Here is a 15,076-nt window from a genome sequence, read left to right as displayed (position 1 = left end):
CACTCCGTTAATCCACCAGATAAACTGCATCACCCGAACGAATACCTGCCGCATTGGCCTCATCGGTATCGATATGGAACTCAAGGGCATAGCGGCTATCAACACGAACAACAACCTGCTCAAACACCAAGCCACATTGCTGCCCTGCGCTCACACGCACTTTTTGACCATGCTCTACCCCCAAAACCAAAGCATCTTGCGGCGACATATGAATATGGCGCTGTGCACAGATGACTTTCGACTGCAGATTGACATGCCCTGCGGTACCCACCAGTAATGCATCAGCCGACTGGTATAAATCACCTGACTCACGTACTGGCGCTTTAATCCCCAAGGCGTAGCAATCGGCCTTAGAGACTTCGAGTTGGGTTTCCGCTCTTGCTGGGCCAAGTACACGTACCTTGCTTAAGCTACCTTTAGGCCCAACAACCATCACGCACTCTTGCGCGGCAAATTGGCCTGGTTGGCGTAGCTCTTTCAACGGCTTTAGTTGATAGCCCACACCAAACAATGCCTCAATATCAGCCTGCGAAAGGTGTACATGACGATTTGAAACCCCTGTTGGAATACCAACAGACGTTGCCAACGGCACTGCTTTAGGCCATACCGATGAAGCGGGCAAACGTTGCTGGATTTCATTCATTAATGCCGAATTAATCATTTCTTACTTCCCTGCGACTTGTTACTTGTTCGCTTACGGCGTGACGCCGCTGGCTTACGCACCGCTTTATCTACTGCCCCCTCCGATGACTCTGAAGACTTAGAGTCTGAAGACATAGAGTTTGAAGACATAGAGTTTGAAGACATAGACACTGCGGCTTGTTTATCCATTGCTGTTGGAACCTTAGGTTCAGTTGCCTCCGCAGGCTGGGCATCTGACTGTGGATTCGCTGCAATTGTTGTATTATCACCGTCTGTAACCTTTGCTGATGTCGCAGGCTTAGCTTCATCCATCATAGTTACTTCAGGTTTTACCTCTTCTTCTATCGAAGTCTGTTTAGCGGTTACTTCCACGGGTACTTTCAGTTCAGTCTCAGCATGCAAAATTGGACCATGCGCCAACATGGCTAGCACACTGCTATCTGGCCTTGCCATCACGAGTGCCATATTGCTTGCAGACTGCTCGCAAATAGCATCAAGGCCACTATCAACCGCAGCTTTTACGGCACTGATTTCCCCTTCAAAGTAAACGGAAACCAGGCCAGAACCCGCTTTTCGGTACCCCGTTAAACTTACCCCTGCGGCCTTACACGCTGCATCTGCGGCATGAATAGCGGCAGTTAAGCCAACGGTTTCTATCACCCCAAGACTTATCGTCATAATGTCTCCTTAATGTCGAACTAAGCGAATATCGAAATCAAACTGGGTGAAGAAGTCACTCAGCTTATTCAGCTCTTCTTCGCTATAACCAAGGTCTTGAGTGATGGGATAAATCATGTCGAGCTTGTCGTATTTCGTCTTACCAAACTGGTGATAAGGTAAAACATCGATTCGCTGGATATTACCGTTACCGCGTTTAGCTAAGTCCATTACGTATTCAAATGCGCCCGTGATCGAGTCGTACGAATCGTTGTGGCCTCGAATCAGTGGCATGCGAATAACAATATTGGCGCCAAGTTCAACCAGGCGTTCAAGATTACGTTTTACGCCTTCATTACCTATACCTAATAACTCACGGTGCTGATTGGTTTCGATTTGCTTAATATCAAATAAAAACAAGTCGACACATTTTGCTAGCTTTTCGTAATTGGCAAGGCTGGTTGTACCCTGCGTTTCAATGGCGGTATTGATCATCTGCTTTTTACATTCAGTTAGCAGCGCGGCCGCGAAATCCGTTTGTAGACTCAGCTCACCGCCACCAAGGGTGACACCACCTCCAGAAGACATATAGAAATCATAATCTTGCATAATGATTTCCATCAGCTCTGATACGGTCACATCTTTACCCATGATATCGAGTGCATCACCCATACAGACTTCTTCACACTTACGACAACCTATACAATCGACATTTCGGTCTACTTTATGGACTTGATTACCATTGGCATCCGTCGACATTAGGTGAACACCAGCAGGACAAACATCGGCACATTTTCCGCACTGCACGCATTTGTCGTGGCTAACCATAACTTGGAACTTGCTGCTCAAACCTTCAGGATTGGCGCACCAGTCACAACGTAAATTACAACCCTTAAAGAAAATCAGCGTACGGATCCCATCACCGTCATAAATGGAGTATTTTTGAATATTAAAAATACGCCCTTTCAATTCGGTCTCATTACTCACTTGCGCTATCCCAGTCATTGTTGTTCTCCTCACTTTGCTTACGCATTTGCCTGTATGTAGTTACTCTTGCTCAGGCTGAGTGTTTTTATGTAAGGGGGCTTTCACCCCCTTGGCTGGGTTAGAATTTTTCTAAAACCGTACGGCTAATGATTTCATCTTGAACTTCCTTACAAAGTTCAACGAAGTAAGCACTGTAGCCCGCCACGCGAACAATCAAATCACGGTATTTTTCAGGTTCAAGCTGGGCTTTCTTCAAGACTTCGTTATCAACATAGCTAAACTGCATTTGGCCATTACCCAAGATTGATGCAGTACGTAGCAAGGTGATCAAGCCGTTTTTCCCTTCAGGGGTATCAAGCAAGCCTTTCAGGAATTTGAAGTTGTGCACCATACCTATATTCATGGTTTCAACGTTCATTTTGCTCACTGATTTAATGATGGCGGTTGGACCATGCTTATCAGCGCCCTGCGTCGGACTAATACCATCTGATAGTGGCATCCATGCTAAACGGCCATTTGGCGTCGCATTGGTTAGTTCACCAATTGGGGTGTTGTTAGAGATAGATAAGGTGCCGTGGCTCATTGTTGAGTACAGCATTTGGTAGTCGCGACATTCGCGCTCTGTCCACTCAGTAATATCCAAAGCAAACTCATCGGCGTAGTTATCATCGTTACCAAATTTTGGTGCGTTCAAGCAGTCGCGGCGAAGTTCTTCAAAGCCTTCAAAGTTAGCCAGCATCGCATCGCGCATTTGCTCTAAAGTGTATTTCTTATCTTCAAAGACCAACTTGCGAATAGCAGCCATTGAATCGACATAGGTGGCTAAGCCAGAGAAAATCAAACCAGGGCCGTGGTTAATAACAGCACCACCTGCAGCAACATCTTTACCTTGCTCCATACAGCCTTCAACCATTAATGACATCAATGGTTTAGGTGCTACATCACGGTGAACACGCTGACTAATCACGGTACCAATTGCTGACAATTTAATGATGTGAGCAATTTGCACTTTCACTGCTCGCTCGAATTGTTCGAATGAGTGAATTTGGTTTAATTCACCAGTATCAAGACCTTGGTAGCTATCAAACAACACCATACGACCGCGGTTTAATACGAATTCAATCGCAATCGGCCATTGGGTGTAACCTGTTGAGGTCCATTGGTAAATACGGCCTGATTTTTGAGGTTCCACACACCCCATTAGGCAGTAGTCACGTGCATCTTCAAAGTCGTAGCCTTTGCGTAGCATCATCTTGATGTGCGAATCATCAAAGTGACACGCAGGGAAACCCATACCGGCTTTCACTACATCAACAATTTTTTCTAGGTAATGCTGTGGCGATTGGTTATGAATACGACACGCTAGCGATGGTTGGTACACTTTAACGTAGCGAACGGCATCCATAATCATGAGCGTTAGATCATTGGTTGCATCGCCACCTTGGCGCTTCTGGCCACCCACAGTTAGGTTGATAAACGGCTGGTAACCCGCGAAGTATTTCGCACCAAGTTCGCTCGACATCCACATCAGTTCCGCACACTTGATAATGAACGCTTGCATCATTTCTAGCGCTTGTTCTTCAGTTAAACGACCAGAATCAATGTCAGCACGGTACATTGGGTAGCAGTACTGGTCTAAGCGTCCTAGTGAAAGACCGGTTTGGTTTTCTTCCACTTCAAATAACGACTCAATAGTCCAGATGCTTTGTAGCGCTTCTTGCAGTGTTTTAGGTGGATTAGCCGGTACATTTTCGTTTGTTTGTGCAATCGTTAATAGCTCTGCACGACGTTGCGGATTCGTTTCTTTCTCTGCTAATTCCAATGCATGCGCCGCGATACGGTGCGAATAAGCAATAACACCTTCGCAAGTTTCAATCGATGCTTTATAGAAGTAGATCTTATCGATATCGTCTGGGTTTTCCATGCTTAGCGATGCCAGTTTATCTTCAGCATCCGCTTTAATACCGTTCATACCTTTAGTAAATAGCAGGATGTCGTAACCCGGACAGGTATCACCGCCACCGTTAATTTGGTGGTAAGACAAATCACTGACAAAAGTTTCACCACTGAAGTCCCATAGGCCGGCTTCGCGGTATTGCGCTTCACAAATTTCATCCAGTGAGCGACCTTCCCAGAAAGGAACGATCTCTTCACGAATAATGCGCTTGTCTTCTTCTGAGATTTCAAACGGGTCTTGTGCACGCGTGCTCATGGTATCAAGCTCGTCGCGCACCCAACGCCACGCGATATCTGGTGAGAATGCACCAGCACGAGGCTTACCACATGGATGACCAACAATTAGCTCATCATCTTGAATCAGTAACGGTGCCGTTTCACAGGCATAGCGGAAGGCTTTCGCACGTAATAAAATCAGCGGTAAACCTTGATGCTTTTTGGTAACTTCTGTGAATGCTTGAGCACGATAAATTGAAACACTTGGACGGGCTTTTAGGTAGTTGCTACGTAGACGTTGCATACGTGGCGTTAGGCCTTCCATTTCTTTCACATCACACTCAGCTGCAGCGGCAAAGCACGATGTTTCAGTAGTAGTAGCAACAGCGCCACCTTGGTATAAGCGCATTTGTAGTGCATTGTTCAAGCTTGCTAGGTTATTGCGTGCAGCCAAAAGCATTGCAGACAGTTCGTTTTGTACCAGTTGACCATCCGTCATCTGGCCGCCTTGCACTAACCAGTCAAACATTGGGTAGCCTGCTGTTGCAACATCGGCACGCACTTCAGACAACTCAACCAATTTCAGCCATAGAGACTCGACGATTTCGTAAGCTTGCTCTGCTGTGATCACGCCTGCATTGATATCACGTTGGTAGTAACCGTACAGCGCTTTATCAAAACCGATATGACCCACAGCGTAACCGCCGTTATCAAGATGCATCATCAGTTGAATTAAGTAGAACGCCTGACATGCTTCTTTAAATGTGCGAGCAGGTTGACCAAGAATATGGCGCAATGTCGCTGCCGCTTCTTGTAGTTCAGCCTTGCGGTATGGATGGCTTTCAGCGCTAGCTTTGGCTTCTAATTCTGCCGCTAAACGTTGCGTTAGGGTTTCAGCGCCTTTACAAGCAAGCAGCATGGCTTTGCCTTGGTTAACTTCGTCCATACCATTACGGCTAATCGCGCTACCAATATTTTTAAGACGCGATTCCATGTGCTGTTCTAGCACTTTTAGACCAGTGCTGATCACAGTCATGTAATCTGGTGTTTGGGTCGAGTCGCTATTTAAAAAACCAAAGACTGATGGGCTGTTTAGTTCTTCTTCTGTATGGAAAATCGCGCCACGCAGTGCTGATGATTGGCTACCGATAATGAGCTCATCTTGACCAATATATAGCGGCAGATCTGACATTAGTTGGCTGAAATGTTGTGCTTTTTTTACTAGCGGTGGCATACCAGCAATATCTTCGCCAATAGACGCCAAAATTGTTGCGCGCTCTGAATTAATAGAGCTGTTTTTTGCAAGTAACTTTTCTGCCAGCATTTTTACGCGTGGCGTTAGAGAATAGTTGGCCATTGTTAGCCTCTCCTACTATTTTGTTTCATTGTGGCCAGCAACACTGGCCACTCGAATATTGGATAAATAAGTAACAGCGTTTACATCACTGCAATTACGTTAGCGATGCCGATACAAAGCTTTGGCGATACAAGGTTTCCAGTTCTATTGCACTCGCAGAGCGCGGACTGGTTGGGGTACAGTTGTCTTGTGCCGCCAGCGTTACCATGGCTGCCATGGCTGCGTTAAAGTCACACTCAGCGATACCGCAGTCCTGAATATTGGCCGCTAAACCAAGTTGTTCACGCAGTACATCTATCGCAACCAACAGGCTATGGACACCTTCACGGCAATCTGCTGCAGGCAAGCCCAGTAAAGCGGCTAGTCGTGTGTATTTCTTCGCGGCATCGGTATTACACCCCCCGGTGAAATCAGCATTAAACGCAACAACGCGACTCATCAGTAAGGCATTCGCACGGCCATGTGGCACACCAAATTTTCCACCTAGCGCATGGGCTAAACTGTGGGTTATCCCCAACGACGCATTCGTAAATGCCATGCCAGCGATACACGAGGCGTTATGCATTTTTTCACGCGCGAGCAGGTCACTACCTTGTTGGTAACAATCCAGCAAATGAGAAAAAACAAGCTGCACGGCCTTCTCTGCTAAAGCGTCACTAAAGTCAGAAGCCTGATTTGACACATACGCTTCTAGCGCATGACACAGCACATCCATCCCTGTGTCAGCCGTAATTGCAGCAGGTACCGATTTCACGAGCGCAGGGTCAAGAATCGCCAGATCAGGCAGCATGTATTCATCAACCACAACCCACTTTTCAGTGTTTGATTTAATCACTGAGAAAGCTGTCACTTCAGAGCCTGTACCGCTAGTTGTTGGAATCGCAATAAAGTACGGTTTGTGCACTAACTGACCACCTTGCGATAAGGTATAAATCACCCCTTTCGCCGCATCGATAACAGAGCCACCACCGACAGCAACTACCACGTCAGGCTTCGCTGCAACAAAGGCTTTCATGCCATTAGCTATTACTGACAAATCAGGATCTGGTGTTACATTAGCGAACAGCTCAACCACCATCTGGTTCGCCTGCAAATGCTGGCTCACCATGTCTGCGATACCAAACTTAACCATGGCGTGATCAGTAATGATCAAAGCGCGTTGGCCAGGTACGGTACTCAATTTATTAAGTGCATTGGCACCAAATTGAATCGCGGGTTTGATCTGAAAATCATTCATGTTTCTGCCTTTCCTATCGACCTTGGTGGATCTTTTCAACGATGGCGACTATCGACATTGCCTTGTAATCATGCTTATGGAGCGCGAAATACTCTTCCACTAACACTTGGTCATGCATGCCGGCGCCCACACTATCAACCGCGACATAAGTACGATCTTTAATGGGCTCTAAGTCATCACCAAGGGCTGTCACAAGCAGTAGATTAGAACCACGTAATTCATCACTTTTTTGGGTCGCGACAACGTGCCCGGTAACTGTTGCAAGAATCATATTCTTACCACCTCATGTCAGTGTTATGGCGCAAGACGACCCATGACTTGTTTAATGATGCGCTCAACTTGCGCTTCATTGATTTCGTCATTGGCTGGGCTAACCGCAGCTGTAAAACGATCATCACCTTGATGTGAGGTAATCGCGCTCGAAGCAGCAGGCGTAGTTACTGTTGGCGCAACAGCAGAACCTGTGAAGCGTGTATCTTCAAAAATGCTGACAGGCTTAGCTGTCGGAGCGACAGTCGCAGCCACTGGTGCAACGGGTTCAACATGCGAGCTGTACGCTGGCTCACAAGTAGGGGCTGAAACAGCTACGGTGGTAGGTTGACGAAGCTCTTCGATAGAACGCACGCCATAGCCGACTTTTCTGACATTCAGTAAGTTCATCGGGCCAACGTTGTCAGAGCTAGAGCCACCACCAAGTGCACCACAACCTAGCGTTAACGCAGGGGTAATATTGGTTGTTGCACCTATGCCACCAAGGGCTGCAGGCGTATTCACTAGCATCCTGAATACAGGTTTTTCTAGCGCAAACTCACGAACAATCTCTGGATTTTGCGTATGAATAACCAGGGTGTGACCCATGCCTTCATTGGTTAGCAATGCCATTACGCGATCACAAGCGGCATGCCAATCATCTTCAACATACAGGCCTAATACAGGGCAAAGCTTTTCGCGAGAATATGGGTTCTGTGGCGATACTGTCGTTTGTGGCGACACCAAAACACTTGTTGTCACAGGTACGGTAAAGCCGGCTTTCTCTGCTAATGTAAGCGCGCACTGACCGACTAGCTCAGGGTTAATCATGCCGTTTGGACGCAATAAAATAGCAGCGAGCTGATCGGACTCTTGTTCATTCATCAGGTAAGCACCTTGACGAACAAGCTCTAAGTGCACCTGATCGTAGATACAGCGCTCAGCAATAATCGATTGTTCAGACGCACAAATAACGCCATTATCGAATGTTTTACTGGTGATAATGTCTTTCACCGCTTGCGGAATATTCGCGCTACGCTCAATAAATGCAGGACCATTACCTGGGCCACCACTGATGGTTGGGGTACCTGAGGCATACGCTGCACGCACCATACCTTCACCACCTGTCGCTAAGATCAAAGACACATCTTTGCTCTTCATCAGGGCTTCCGTTGCTTGCATGGTTAGCTGTGTAACACCATCAACAATACCCGCTGGCGCACCCGCTTCTAATGCAGCACGCTTGACGACATCAATCGCTTGTTGGCTACACACTTTTGCATTCGGGTGTGGCGAGAAAATAATGGCATTACCCGCTTTTAACGCGATTAATGTTTTGTAGAAAATTGTCGAGGTCGGGTTAGTCGACGGTACTAACGCAGTAATAACACCGAGTGGTACACCCACTTCCATGACCTTATTCGCTGAGTCGTCAGCAATAATGCCCACGGTTTTCATATCGCGGATATGTTGGTGTACCTGAGTTGAAGCAAACTGGTTCTTCAGTACTTTATCTTGCCAACGACCAAAACCCGTTTCTTGATGCGCTGACTTCGCTAACGGTTCAGCATGGTGGGCTGCTTCAGCGGCAATATGAGCAACAATTTTATCGACTTGTTCTTGTGTGAACTTCGCAAATTGACGCTGAGCTTGTTTCGCATTCTTTACCAACTCACGCGCGGCTTGAATGGACTGCAAATCTTTATCTAACATCATGACCATAATCCTTCATCTTACTTCCCGCTAGCGAGGCATTGCCTAGCCAGCAGGACTATCCTCATGCTCGGTGTTGAGAGGCGATTTTTTCGATGTCGTTATGTGGACGAGCAATCACACGGTGTGATACCACAGTGCCCACTTTTTGAGCTGCTTCGATGCCAGACTCAACCGCTGCATTCACAGCGCCTACGTCGCCTTTCACCATTACAGTCACTAAACCTGAGCCCACATTTTCGTAGCCAATAAGTTCAATGTTTGCTGCTTTACACATAGCATCAGCAGCTTCAATTGCTGGAACTAACCCTTTTGTTTCGATAAGACCTAGTGAGTCTTTCATAGGATTTTCCTTTATTCAGTCATGGTGTATTGAGAAACAATTTTCTCAATATCAGTATGTGGACGAGCAATCACTAGCGAAGTCACGACTTCACCAATTCGCTGTGCAGACTCAACGCCAGAATCAACCGCTGCTTTTACCGCACCAACGTCACCACGAACCATCGCAGTCACTAAACCTGAACCCACGTTTTCGTAGCCGATCAGATCAACATTTGCGGCTTTACACATCGCATCAGCTGCTTCTATACATGCAACTAAACCTTTGGTTTCGATAAGTCCTAATGCATCTTTCATCACCAAACTCCTTGTTAGCCTTAGGCTTTATGCTTAATCACAATTTTGTCGATATCGTTATGAGGGCGTGCAATCACTAACGATGTCACGACTTCACCCACGCGCTGCGCCGATTCAACACCAGAATCAACCGCTGCTTTTACCGCACCTACATCACCTTTCACCATTGCGGTTACTAAACCTGAACCCACGTTTTCGTAGCCAATCAGCTCTACATTCGCGGCTTTACACATTGCATCAGCGGCTTCAACACACGCCACAAGACCTTTTGTTTCAATCAAACCTAAAGCATCACCCATGTTTGATTCCTCCGTTACTGGGGTTAAATATTGTTATTGGAAGGCGGCTAAATACAGGAGGCTTGCTGCGGTAAAACGAAAGAAAGCAAGCCATTAGCGACCTCGAAATGACTATATCCCCAAGGACATTAAGATGGCAGATTACGCCACAAAGGTGAGATATTTAGATTATTAGTCTGCAACTTAGAGGTATTTACACGTTAATTTACGGACTAATCCTGATTTTTATATTTTCACAATACACTCTATAAAGAATTTATGACTGTTTTTGCTATTTAGGTCGTACAAAAGATCCAACTGAAAATGGTTCTTATCTACTGGGTTATTAATACCGAGAAGTGTGAAGTTAAGCAGAATCCTGCCTCTAGGCTATGCCTTGATTAGGCAGTAAATACTTAAGGGGAAATCAAGAATTGTGAGGCGGGAAATCGAAAGGAAAACACTCAAGTCGCATTATCATAAAGATATCAATACGAGCCAAGCGATGAGGTTTACAGTAAGACAGCATTCATTAGGAGTATGCTTTGTAAGAAAAAGTGTTCTTCAAATACCCTCGGCGACACACAGTACATAACGGTAGTCATACAAAGAAATCCGAAAGAAACTCGCTTAGTCGACTAGGCATAAATCCACCAGTGCGACGGGCTAACTTGGAATAAAATGGCACTCAGGTTTACGAAGGAAATAAGAAAGCCCATACGACGATAACGTATGGGCTGAATAAAGGTTGCGAATAGAATACAGGCCTTAGCCTGTTATCGAGCACACAAATAGTGGAGAATTTATCGAGCTCAGTAAGACGGTGTCATGATTTAACTGCTGCACTTGAATTTGCAAGGCGTGGTTACTGTCAGACATCTCGCGCATAAAGTAGTCAAAAACAACATCTGGCGATTCATCGATCGATGATTTGCTGGAAGACCAACTTTTCACTTTATACATTCGTTCTAAATCAGACACTCGCTGGCTGTAGTATTCAAACTTCACATAGCGCTGCAGGTATAGCCACCCCGCTTTTGAATCTGAATAGCCTTCCACGACCATAGAGCCTTTGCCACCAACGGCAAAATGAAAATAAACGTTTACATTAACAGTTTCAGTTTCCATGTCTTCAAAGTGCATGATGGCACGGGCTGTACATTTCATCTCGCCACTATTTTCAGGCATCACTTTTGACAAAAAAGGCAATGTACAAAGTAAAAAGAGAATAAGCGCATAAAAGAAAAATATCTTGCCACTTTTATTTGAATGCATGCTTATTTCCAAGAGTAGTAAAAGTAGTTATCACAGTAGGCGTAAGGATTGTTTTCATTCTTTGCGCATTGCGCCATAAATGTTCGACCTAATCCTTTATTTTTAAACTTATCGCTATAATAAAAAATAAATCGCCGATCTTCATTACACTCTAAACCGAGCTTCTCTCGGACAGCATCAAAACTATTTCGATAACTTTTCCCCATCTCTGTATTTATCATTTTTTCGGTAGAAAATAGCTCACAGAGACCAGAAGAAACTTGATTAAGCTGCACAATATTTATAGAGCGCTCAGAGATAATCGCGGTCCATAGCAGCACTAAAGCCGCAGTAAACAACACTGCACTAGCCATCATCCAGTTGCGCTCTTGCTCCTCTGTTTGCTCTGGTAGTTCGGGCTTAGATGATGTCGTGGTAGAAGAAACTACCACCTCTTCATCTTGGGCTGAAAATAAAGGATGCAATACATTTCCGTCTATCACCTCAACCACTAACTCTTTATTTATCTCTAGTCTTCCGCGTGGAATAGTAACAATGACATTATCGATCTGATAATTTCTAAAAGACTTACGAAGCAAACTTAAGTACTGGTTGAGATTACTGTTTGATGATGTTAACCCATTATCATCCCAAACCTTTTTCATTATTTCATCACGTGTAATGACACCAGGGTGCTGAAATAAAAAATAAAGTAATGCATTTGCAGTTATTGATAGGTGTGTATCAGAAGTACCATTATCATCAATGCTTAATGTTGCATCCGTGGCATCATAATAAAGAAATCCATTAATTTTGTACTTCATCGTTTACATTAAAATCCATCTAAAACAATCAAACTGTTTTCTTACTTCTGTTATCAAAAAAACAAGGTATTTACCGTGATTACAATTAGCAAACATTCCCTGTATAGATAATAACTATTCATTTTATAGTCATGCATGATGTTAATATCCTACGGATTTAACAGTATGATTTAGATCAATTTATACATGTCGTACCAGTGTGTAATTCATCATTCTGTCAACTAAATCACATCTCACAAATTTTCTTTTTAGAAAGTACACACAAACTGTTTGAAAATATGTGACAGAAGTAACCCAAGTTAACGATGCGTGCGTAAAATTGCCATACACAGATCAAACCATACGATACGAAAACATCGGTATTAAGGCGTTAGTAAAATGGGATGATGCCTATCCAGTGCCAAAGGGTCTGGCAGGGCGAGAAAGAGGGATCAAATCTAGAAGAAAAGAGTAGATGGTAAGAAATATAAAACCTCTCTTGAGGTTAAACTTGCATTAGGTTACAAGTAGTCATTGCCACTCAGTGAACAAATGACGTGGCATTTAAAAAACGCTCCCTTATCAAAAACTATGGCTTCGGCAGCAGTGTCATCAAAGTGATTATCAACCATTATTGCTAACCAACCGAGGCCAGAAAAAAGTGTAAAAAGGATAATGAGATATATCATTCGAGTAATTAGTTTTTGTTTCATTATTCACAAATTCTTAAACAGGTTAATCGTGTACTAACATCGCACTTACTACAGCTAGTATGTCTACTTGAGTAGTAGAAACCTCAAATAAATGAAGCGTATATTAAGATGCCGTAACTCATTCATTCTGAATTACGGCCACGTTAGTCTTGATTAAATATATTGCTTTGCTACGTTAATAGCTTTAGCTAAATCAGGGGTTGTTGTTAGCTCTGGAACTCGTTGGACATGACGAATTACATTATTTTTATCAACCACAATAATGGTGCGTGTTAACAAGCCAATACCATCAATTTGAGTACCTGTTTTCTGACCAAAGTTATGTGATACAGCATCAGATAAAAAAGTGACCTTATCACTAATACTCGCCGCTTTTGCAAAGCGAGACTGAGCAAACACGGTATCAGCGCTTACAGCTAAAAAGTCGATACCTTTTGTATCATTCGATGCTAAGTGATCATTTAACTCATGCAGTTGTTCATCACAAACAGGGGTATCAACAGAAGCTATAATGCTATAAATACGAACATTCTGAGCCGGTGCGCTGGTATCAAAGTCGCTAAGATCGCTTCTCTTTAGCAACGTACTCGGCATCACCTGTCCCACCTTAACTGGTTGCCCAATTAACTTTAGTGGCGATGTTTCTAGTGTAACAATATTCCCGACACCTAAAGGTGCAGATTCAGAAACGGTTGTAAATTGATTCGCTGCAAATGTTGTAGTTGATAAAAGGCAGGCGATTAGTGCAGAAACTGTTGTTGTTTTCATAAATATAAATCTTATTATTTTTAGAAGCTAAGCTTTCTATTTTAATTCACTGTAAATTAATGAATTTTATATACGTTAGTGTTGAGTACTATGAAATATATAAAACACGAAAGGTTAATACACACCAGATATATCTAATGTGTCGTTACACTAGGCTTAACTTACTTTTAATTTCAGTTAAAATATCGATAGCATCATAATTTGTGGTCAATTCACAAAATATAAACTCCGACTTAAGCATTCGACAAATATCTTTCGATATAAGAAGCTTATCTTGTTCATTTAAATACTTACTTTTTATGTGAAAGCATTTAACGTGTAACTTCAACCTATCTAAATTATCGCACTCTAAACCAGTAATCTCTTGATATTCTTCAATTTTTCCCAATATGGATTTCATACTCAATATAACTACTGCTATTCACTAAATTCAAGAGGGAGCTGTAACTACATCTTTAATGCCACTAATTAATGTTAAAGATGATATATAAAACAGGTTTCAATCCGAATTAAGCCATCTTACCCATCAATTTAAATCAAATATGAGTATAAGCTACACTCTATAGTTTTATTTTCACAATAAGGAAGATAGTATCAAAATCACTAAAATACACTTATTACTGCTTTGTTAAGCTAGAATTAAAACCATATTATTTAAATTTAGATATTAATATAAAAGAATGGTAAATGAGATGTATTAAAAGAGCGCTTAACAAAGCGCCCTTCTTATATAAGGTTATGCTTTTAGAGACTCTAAAGCCAAATCGTAGTTAGCTTCTTCAGTAATCTCAGAAACTAATTCACTGTATAAAACAGTACCTTCTTCATTTATAACAACAACGGCGCGAGTCGCTAATCCCTTTAATGCACCATCATTCAAATTAACACCATAATCTTCTGTGAAAGAAGAAGAACGGAAGAATGATGCGGTTTCAACATTATCGAGGCCTTCAGCTCCACAGAAACGACCAGTGGCAAAAGGAAGATCTGCTGAAATACATAAAACAGTAACATTTTCTAAGTTAACTGCTTTTTCATTAAAGATACGAACACTATTAGCACATACAGGAGTATCGATACTTGGGAAGATGTTTAAAACAACTTTTTTCCCTCTTAAGCTTTCTAAGCTGAAATCATTTAACTCTGCAGAACACAGCGTAAAGCTAGGTGCTTTTTCACCTGCTTTAGGGAATGTACCTGAAACTGAAACCGGATTTCCTTGAAATGTAATTGACATGAATTATTTCCTTTATTGTTTTAGTGACTAACTTCTGAATTCGAAGCGATAGTACTTGCAATAGTTAAAGTGACAAATCCGACCACCATTTACATTTCTTATTTACTCATAACAAATAGACCACGTTATTTAATGTTTTTTCACAAACCCGCAATTTATAAATTTATAGTAATATTTGATATTCAATTTGAATTTAGTAATATTTTTATCAATTAGCCTCTATTTCTATATAAATAGCATCCTATTATACCCATCCAGATTCAATTTTAATTGAACACCCAATCAAATCTAATCCAGTTCCTTGGCATTAACGTCAGCATATTTACATGATGATATAGCATCCATTTATTTTCTGATTTTTTATATTGTT

General features: G+C 42.9%; 14 protein-coding genes. All 14 read right to left on the bottom strand.

Going from position 1 to position 15,076, the window contains the following annotated elements:
• Positions 1 to 7: 7 nt before the first annotated feature.
• The 14 genes from pduL to tpx all read right to left on the bottom strand — a co-directional run bounded on the left by pduL (position 8) and on the right by tpx (position 14,706).
• Entirely contained in the window at positions 8 to 661 is a 654-nt protein-coding gene (gene pduL / locus OCU77_RS24570; protein ID WP_048899364.1) for a phosphate propanoyltransferase, read from the bottom strand.
• Positions 658 to 1,320 carry a BMC domain-containing protein gene (locus OCU77_RS25290; protein WP_084711807.1) on the bottom strand — a complete coding sequence of 221 codons (663 nt, stop codon included), beginning with the start codon at positions 1,318 to 1,320 and terminating at the stop codon, positions 658 to 660. The genes pduL and OCU77_RS25290 overlap by 4 nt, the downstream gene beginning before the upstream one ends.
• Positions 1,321 to 1,329: 9 nt before the next feature.
• Complete coding sequence (gene cutD, locus OCU77_RS24560) at positions 1,330 to 2,304, bottom strand: choline TMA-lyase-activating enzyme (protein ID WP_048899363.1); 975 nt, start codon at positions 2,302 to 2,304, stop codon at positions 1,330 to 1,332.
• A 100-nt stretch (positions 2,305 to 2,404) separates the two neighbouring features.
• Entirely contained in the window at positions 2,405 to 5,815 is a 3,411-nt protein-coding gene (gene cutC / locus OCU77_RS24555; RefSeq protein ID WP_048899362.1) for a choline trimethylamine-lyase, read from the bottom strand.
• A gap of 94 nt (positions 5,816 to 5,909) precedes the next feature.
• Positions 5,910 to 7,052, bottom strand: coding sequence for a 1-propanol dehydrogenase PduQ (locus OCU77_RS24550; protein ID WP_048899361.1), 1,143 nt, complete (start codon positions 7,050 to 7,052; stop codon positions 5,910 to 5,912).
• 13 nt (positions 7,053 to 7,065) lie between these two features.
• Entirely contained in the window at positions 7,066 to 7,323 is a 258-nt protein-coding gene (locus tag OCU77_RS24545; RefSeq protein WP_048899360.1) for a EutN/CcmL family microcompartment protein, read from the bottom strand.
• A gap of 23 nt (positions 7,324 to 7,346) precedes the next feature.
• Entirely contained in the window at positions 7,347 to 9,017 is a 1,671-nt protein-coding gene (locus OCU77_RS24540; RefSeq protein WP_048899359.1) for an acetaldehyde dehydrogenase (acetylating), read from the bottom strand.
• Between the two features lie 61 nt (positions 9,018 to 9,078).
• Positions 9,079 to 9,357: a BMC domain-containing protein gene (locus OCU77_RS24535; protein ID WP_048899358.1), complete on the bottom strand. Its 279-nt coding sequence runs from the start codon at positions 9,355 to 9,357 to the stop codon at positions 9,079 to 9,081.
• 11 nt (positions 9,358 to 9,368) lie between these two features.
• Positions 9,369 to 9,653: a BMC domain-containing protein gene (locus OCU77_RS24530; protein WP_048899357.1), complete on the bottom strand. Its 285-nt coding sequence runs from the start codon at positions 9,651 to 9,653 to the stop codon at positions 9,369 to 9,371.
• Between the two features lie 20 nt (positions 9,654 to 9,673).
• A complete protein-coding gene (locus OCU77_RS24525) occupies positions 9,674 to 9,952 on the bottom strand; it encodes a BMC domain-containing protein (RefSeq protein WP_048899356.1) in 279 nt (92 codons plus the stop codon).
• Between the two features lie 747 nt (positions 9,953 to 10,699).
• On the bottom strand, positions 10,700 to 11,206 hold the full coding sequence (locus tag OCU77_RS24520; protein WP_048899355.1) for a FidL-like protein: 507 nt from the start codon (positions 11,204 to 11,206) through the stop codon (positions 10,700 to 10,702).
• Positions 11,207 to 11,208: 2 nt separating this feature from the next.
• Positions 11,209 to 12,009: a winged helix-turn-helix domain-containing protein gene (locus tag OCU77_RS24515; protein ID WP_048899354.1), complete on the bottom strand. Its 801-nt coding sequence runs from the start codon at positions 12,007 to 12,009 to the stop codon at positions 11,209 to 11,211.
• Positions 12,010 to 12,854: 845 nt separating this feature from the next.
• Positions 12,855 to 13,469: a peroxiredoxin gene (locus OCU77_RS24510; protein ID WP_048899352.1), complete on the bottom strand. Its 615-nt coding sequence runs from the start codon at positions 13,467 to 13,469 to the stop codon at positions 12,855 to 12,857.
• 736 nt (positions 13,470 to 14,205) lie between these two features.
• Positions 14,206 to 14,706 carry a thiol peroxidase gene (gene tpx / locus OCU77_RS24505; protein ID WP_048899350.1) on the bottom strand — a complete coding sequence of 167 codons (501 nt, stop codon included), beginning with the start codon at positions 14,704 to 14,706 and terminating at the stop codon, positions 14,206 to 14,208.
• Positions 14,707 to 15,076: the final 370 nt, after the last annotated feature.

Origin of the sequence: Photobacterium swingsii (assembly GCF_024346715.1) — a bacterium.
Classification (GTDB): Bacteria; Pseudomonadota; Gammaproteobacteria; order Enterobacterales; family Vibrionaceae; genus Photobacterium; species Photobacterium swingsii.
Note: the sequence above shows the minus strand (reverse complement) of the source record. Positions and strands in the feature narration are given on the sequence as shown.

What these genes read in the sequence shown, in the direction of transcription:
- OCU77_RS24535 (WP_048899358.1), bottom strand. Translation starts at nt 9,357, where the DNA reads ATGAAAGACTCACTAGGTCTTATCGAAACAAAAGGGTTAGTTCCAGCA.
- OCU77_RS24530 (WP_048899357.1), bottom strand. Translation starts at nt 9,653, where the DNA reads ATGAAAGATGCATTAGGACTTATCGAAACCAAAGGTTTAGTTGCATGT.
- OCU77_RS24525 (WP_048899356.1), bottom strand. Translation starts at nt 9,952, where the DNA reads ATGGGTGATGCTTTAGGTTTGATTGAAACAAAAGGTCTTGTGGCGTGT.
- OCU77_RS24540 (WP_048899359.1), bottom strand. Translation starts at nt 9,017, where the DNA reads ATGATGTTAGATAAAGATTTGCAGTCCATTCAAGCCGCGCGTGAGTTG.
- OCU77_RS24545 (WP_048899360.1), bottom strand. Translation starts at nt 7,323, where the DNA reads ATGATTCTTGCAACAGTTACCGGGCACGTTGTCGCGACCCAAAAAAGT.
- cutD (WP_048899363.1), bottom strand. Translation starts at nt 2,304, where the DNA reads ATGACTGGGATAGCGCAAGTGAGTAATGAGACCGAATTGAAAGGGCGT.
- cutC (WP_048899362.1), bottom strand. Translation starts at nt 5,815, where the DNA reads ATGGCCAACTATTCTCTAACGCCACGCGTAAAAATGCTGGCAGAAAAG.
- OCU77_RS24510 (WP_048899352.1), bottom strand. Translation starts at nt 13,469, where the DNA reads ATGAAAACAACAACAGTTTCTGCACTAATCGCCTGCCTTTTATCAACT.
- tpx (WP_048899350.1), bottom strand. Translation starts at nt 14,706, where the DNA reads ATGTCAATTACATTTCAAGGAAATCCGGTTTCAGTTTCAGGTACATTC.
- pduL (WP_048899364.1), bottom strand. Translation starts at nt 661, where the DNA reads ATGATTAATTCGGCATTAATGAATGAAATCCAGCAACGTTTGCCCGCT.
- OCU77_RS25290 (WP_084711807.1), bottom strand. Translation starts at nt 1,320, where the DNA reads ATGACGATAAGTCTTGGGGTGATAGAAACCGTTGGCTTAACTGCCGCT.
- OCU77_RS24550 (WP_048899361.1), bottom strand. Translation starts at nt 7,052, where the DNA reads ATGAATGATTTTCAGATCAAACCCGCGATTCAATTTGGTGCCAATGCA.
- OCU77_RS24515 (WP_048899354.1), bottom strand. Translation starts at nt 12,009, where the DNA reads ATGAAGTACAAAATTAATGGATTTCTTTATTATGATGCCACGGATGCA.
- OCU77_RS24520 (WP_048899355.1), bottom strand. Translation starts at nt 11,206, where the DNA reads ATGCATTCAAATAAAAGTGGCAAGATATTTTTCTTTTATGCGCTTATT.